This window comes from Acinetobacter sp. NIPH1876, assembly GCF_022808535.1.
Taxonomy (GTDB): Bacteria; Pseudomonadota; Gammaproteobacteria; order Pseudomonadales; family Moraxellaceae; genus Acinetobacter; species Acinetobacter higginsii.
The window spans coordinates 1-5,312 of the sequence record NZ_JALGBR010000034.1 but is presented as its reverse complement, the minus strand read 5'-3'; the positions used below and the strand labels follow the sequence as shown (position 1 = coordinate 5,312).

At 41.1% G+C, this 5,312-nt stretch carries 3 protein-coding genes; all 3 read right to left on the bottom strand.

Going from position 1 to position 5,312, the window contains the following annotated elements; genetic code table 11:
* Window positions 1–142 precede the first annotated feature (142 nt).
* From MN869_RS20160 to MN869_RS20150, 3 genes are read right to left on the bottom strand one after another with little or no spacing between them, the layout of a single operon-like run.
* The gene (locus tag MN869_RS20160) at window positions 143–508 is read right to left on the bottom strand and encodes a copper-binding protein (RefSeq protein WP_004658366.1); all 366 of its coding nucleotides are present in this window, start codon (window positions 506–508) and stop codon (window positions 143–145) included.
* Between the two features lie 33 nt (window positions 509–541).
* Window positions 542–3,688 (bottom strand): efflux RND transporter permease subunit, encoded by a 3,147-nt coding sequence (locus MN869_RS20155; RefSeq protein WP_006581678.1) that lies wholly within the window; start codon window positions 3,686–3,688, stop codon window positions 542–544.
* Window positions 3,689–3,701: 13 nt separating this feature from the next.
* Complete coding sequence (locus MN869_RS20150; protein WP_006582023.1) at window positions 3,702–5,201, bottom strand: efflux RND transporter periplasmic adaptor subunit; 1,500 nt, start codon at window positions 5,199–5,201, stop codon at window positions 3,702–3,704.
* Window positions 5,202–5,312: the final 111 nt, after the last annotated feature.

Sequence of the window (5,312 nt, the reverse complement as noted above, 5' to 3'; positions counted from 1 at the left end):
CCGACCATGGAAAGGATTCATATGCTGCACCTTTAGCTAAAACAGTCTTCAGCTTACCATTCGTGGTTATTTGCAACAGTGCCTATAAAAATGCCAATAGCGTCTAAAGGATATAGCACTATTGGCACCATATACTAGTACATTATGAATTCTTAGGCTTTACAGCGATGATTATATAATTTTCTCCTTCTGCTTTTAATTCAAAGTCAACTTTATCTCCTACAGTTAAACCATTTAATAAGGATGGGTCAGCAACTTTAAAGCCCATCTTCATTGCTGGCCAATTAATCGCAGGAATTGCTTCATGGTCGAGTGTTAAAATATTTTCTTTCGTATCAATAGCAGTAATCACGCCAACGGCTTGAGCCGTTGTAGCGGTAGAAGACTCCTTATTCATCTGCTCCATAGGTGCGTCTGCTTTCTTCTGCTCTGATGCTTCATTTTTACTACATGCGCTTAATGCAGCAATAGTGGTAACAAGAGCAATAATTTTCATGAATTTCAACATAATAAAACCTCTTTAGACGAAATAATAAAACGATCAATGTGTTGATAGTTTTCTTTTGATTAAAAGCTGATATACAGCCGGGATAACAAACATTGACAGTAGAGGAGCTGAAATCATGCCCCCAACCATAGGTAAAGCAATACGGCTCATCAATTCAGAACCTGTCCCAGTCCCTAAAAGTATAGGAATTAAGCCTGCCAAAATGACGGCAACCGTCATGGCTTTAGGACGAACGCGTAGTACAGCTCCTGTTCGGATTGCATCATTGAGTTGTTGCTTCGTTAAGGATGTCGTTGAAGAAGATAGGTTTTGCTGTGCATGTTCAACTGCTTGCTTCAAATAGAACAACATGACTACACCAAACTCAGCAGCAACACCTGCAAGTGCGATAAAACCAACTGCAATCGCAACTGAAAAGTGAAAACCGCTCAAATACATGGCCCATATACCACCAATCAAAGCAAAAGGTAGCGTTGCCATAATCAGAACTGCATCTTGTACTTGTCTAAAAATCAAATAGAGCAGTAGAAAAATAATCATCAATGTAATTGGAATGATGACTTTTAAACGCGCATTAGCACGTTCCATAAACTCAAATTGCCCTGAATAGCTAATGCTCATGGCAGAGGAGCGTTTTACTTTTTGATCAATAGACTGCTTCAAATCTTGCACAACCGAAGCTAAGTCACGTCCTTGTACGTCTACATAAACCCAACCACTAGGGCGGGAATTTTCGCTCTTCAGCATTGGAGGGCCATCTGTAATTTGAATATTGGCAACACTACTTAATACAATTTGTTGTCCAGATTCAGTTACAATCGGTAAATTTCTCAAAGCTTCCAATGAGTCTCGAATCTCTCGTGGATAACGTACATTAATAGGATATCTTGCTAATCCCTCAACAGTTTCACCAATATTTTCCCCGCCAATCGCAGATGATACAATTTGCTGCACATCGTTGATATTGAGGCCATATCGTGCAGCCTGCATACGGTTAATATCGACATCAACATATCGACCACCTGTGAGTCGTTCAGCCAAAGCCGAGCTAACTCCGGGCACCTGTTTAGCCACTTGTTCAATTTGCTGTGCTACCCGATCAATATCTTGCAGATCATTTGCTGAAATCTTAATCCCGATTGGACTTTTCACCCCAGTTGCCAACATATCAATCCGGTTACGAATAGGTGGCACCCAAATATTCGTTAAACCCGGTACTTGAACTGCTTTATCCAGTTCTTTTACTAATTTGTCAGGTGTCATACCTGAGCGCCATTCAGACCGTGGTTTGAACTGAATCGTGGTTTCAAACATTTCTAAAGGCGCAGGGTCTGTTGCTGACTCAGCTCTCCCTGCTTTACCAAATACTGTCGCAACTTCTGGAACCGTTTTAATCATTCGATCTGTTTGCTGTAACAGTTCTGAGGCCTTAGCTGCGGACAATCCTGGTAAAGCTGAAGGCATATACAGTAAATCACCTTCATCCATATTCGGTAGAAATTCTCCACCTAATCGAGTTAAAGGTAAAAGACTAATAAGGAAAATTAGCAACGCACCAAATAAAGTGGTCTTTGGATGAGCTAAAACCTGATCCAACATAGGTCGGTATATTTTGATGAGGAAACGGTTCAATGGATTACGCTGTTCTGAGGGTAATTTCCCGCGGATCCAATAACCCATCAAAACAGGAATCAGGGTAATGGATAAACCAGCTGCCGCTGCCATGGCATAGGTTTTGGTAAACGCCAATGGCGAGAACAAGCGTCCTTCTTGTGCCTGTAGAGTAAAAATAGGAATAAAAGATAAGGTAATGATAAGTAAGCAGAAAAATAAAGCAGGACCAACCTCACTGGCTGACCGAGCAATAATATCCCAACGTTCTTGTGGTGCTAAGATTTGATCAGGATGCTCATGCTGCCAAGCTTCTATATGTTTGTGTGCATTTTCAACCATCACAACCGCAGCATCGACCATGGCCCCAATCGCAATGGCAATACCACCCAGAGACATAATATTGGCATTTAACCCCTGATAATACATGACCAGGAAAGCCGATAAAATCCCAAGTGGTAGAGAAACAATAGCCACCATTGCTGAACGTAAATGCCATAGAAACAGTCCGCAGACTAAAGCCACCACAATGAACTCTTCAATCAATTTATGGCTGAGATTCTCTATAGCCCGATCGATCAATTGACTACGATCATATACGGGAACCACCTGCACACCTTTAGGTAAACTTTGTTGCAATTCAGCCAGTTTTGCTTTCACAGCAGTAATCGTTTCACGTGCATTCTTACCGGCCCGTAAAATCACAACACCGCCAACAGTTTCACCTTGTCCATTCAGCTCAGTGATACCACGACGCATTTCCGGTCCGAGTTGAATAGTTGCAACATCACCTAAAGAAACAGGAACACCCAAACTATTTGTTCGTAGTGGAATCTGGCGAAAATCATCTAATGTCTTTAAATAACCAGAAGCTCGTACCATATATTCAGTTTCAGCCATTTCAAGGACTGAACCACCAGTTTCCTGATTAGCCTTTTGAATCGCTTCAATGACATTGTTTTGAGTAATTCCTAAGGCGGCCATTTTACTTGGATCTAAAACAACCTGATATTGCTTCACCATTCCCCCAATCGTGGCAACTTCAGCCACATTGGGTAATGTCTTTAGTTCATACTTTAAAAACCAGTCTTGTATGCTTCTCAGTTGTGAAAGGTCATGTTGTCCTGTTGGATCAACTAACGCATATTCATAAACCCAGCCAACGCCTGTGGCATCTGGCCCTAATGAAGATTTCGCATTTGCAGGAATTCTTCCCTGAATCTGATTTAGATATTCCAATACACGCGAACGGGCCCAATAAAGATCGGTATGTTCATCAAAAATGACATATACAAATGAATCACCAAAAAAAGAATAACCACGAACAGTTTTAACACCAGGTACTGATAACATCGTTGTTGTTAAAGGGTACGTCACCTGATTTTCAACAATTTGTGGTGCCTGACCTGGGTAATTAGTTCTGACAATCACTTGCACATCAGATAAATCTGGTAAAGCATCAACCGGAGTATTTTTTACAGCCCAAACACCCCAAGCTGCCAGAATTAAAGCTGCCAATAAGACAAATACACGATTCAAAATTGAAAAACGAATAATACGGGCGATCATAATAGTTCTCCCGTTAGTTCTTCAAAGATGCCATAGACATCTTTGAAATGTCAGAAATGACATAAGCATCTCCAACTTTTGTAAAACTAAAGTTGACCTGGTCACCTTGCCGAATTCGGGTAAATGGTTGTACGGGCTGTTTAAAGCTCATGGTCATAGCACCCCAGCCCAACTCAGGAATAGCTTGGTGTGAAATGGTAATATCTTGATTTGTGACTTTTTCAACTTTACCAAGACCTTTATATGTTGACCTCTTAATCGTTTGAGATGATGCAATTGGTTGCCCAGTGTTGAGCTTATCCAATACGCCTTGCAAATTTGCTTCAGAATCAATCAGAAATTGTCCTGAAATCACTACTTTCTGACCAGCTTTCAACCCTTGCAGGACTGCAATTTTATTGCCATCACTTTGACCTAACTGTACAACAACAGGTTCAAAACGTCCTTGCTCATGCCCTACAATGACAACATTCCGAGTACCGGTACGTATAACAGCTTGCTCTGGTATAACCAAACTGCTTTGGGGATTATTTATTATATTGACAGAAGCAAACATCCCTGGCTTAAGTTGACCACTAGGATTTGGTAATTCAATCCGAACTTTAATAGTTCTTGATGTTGTATCTAAGGTAGGCAAAATGTCGATAACTTTGCCAGTTACTTTTTGAGAAAAAGCAGCAAAATTGGCTTCTACACTCATACCTCGTTTGATTCCAGCAATTTGTTTTTCAGGAACGGCTGCCTCTAGCCAAATCGGGTTGATACCTTTAATTGTGGCCAAGGTTTGTCCCATAGCCAAAGCCATACCATTGCGGACTTCTAGTGAATCAATAAATCCACTAATGGGAGCTTGCAAAGTTATATTAGATTGCACTCGACGAGTTCGCTCAACTTGATGAATCACATTTTGTGGTATTCCTAAAAGCTGCAAACGTTGACGGCTTGCTTGAATAAGGGAACGATCTCCAGTACGGAGCACAGCTAAAAATTCAGTTTGCTCTCCAGTCCATTCGGGTATTGAAATATCAGCTATAGGGCTTCCTTCGGTCACCATATCTCCAACAGCATGCCCATACACTCGCTGAACAAAGCCACTTGCTCTAGTTTGTAAAATAGCTGTTTGCCGTTCATTTGCTTGTAATATGCCATTAGTAAACATGGCATTTCCAATTACAGCCTGTTCAACAGTGCCGTAACGGATGGCTAAATTTTGTTGAAGAGATGGATCTATTTTGACTGTAGGACGACTTTCATCCGTCATCGCAGTATTTTCGTCTGCATATTTAGGTACCAGTTGCATGTCCATAAATGGAGACTTACCTGGCTTATCAAAATGCTGTTCAGGCTTCATTGGGTCGTACCAATACAACACTTTGGCATCCTGTTGCTGACCCGCTAAAGTAGATTGAGGATTGTCTTTCTGATGTGCTATCCAATATCCAGCACCACCACCTGCAACCAAACTAATTGTGGCAACTCCTATGACAGTCACTGCCAATTTATTTCTTAACATTATGGCTGCTCCTCAACATAGTTTAAGGGGCACTGTTGCAAATAGGGATCTGAGTCAATGATTTTCCCTTCAAAAAAGCTTAGAGACCGAAAACTCTATTTACTAGCCAAA

Coding starts and splice junctions, on each gene's coding strand:
- MN869_RS20155 (WP_006581678.1), bottom strand. CDS start 3,688: ATGATCGCCCGTATTATTCGTTTTTCAATTTTGAATCGTGTATTTGTC.
- MN869_RS20150 (WP_006582023.1), bottom strand. CDS start 5,201: ATGTTAAGAAATAAATTGGCAGTGACTGTCATAGGAGTTGCCACAATT.
- MN869_RS20160 (WP_004658366.1), bottom strand. CDS start 508: ATGTTGAAATTCATGAAAATTATTGCTCTTGTTACCACTATTGCTGCA.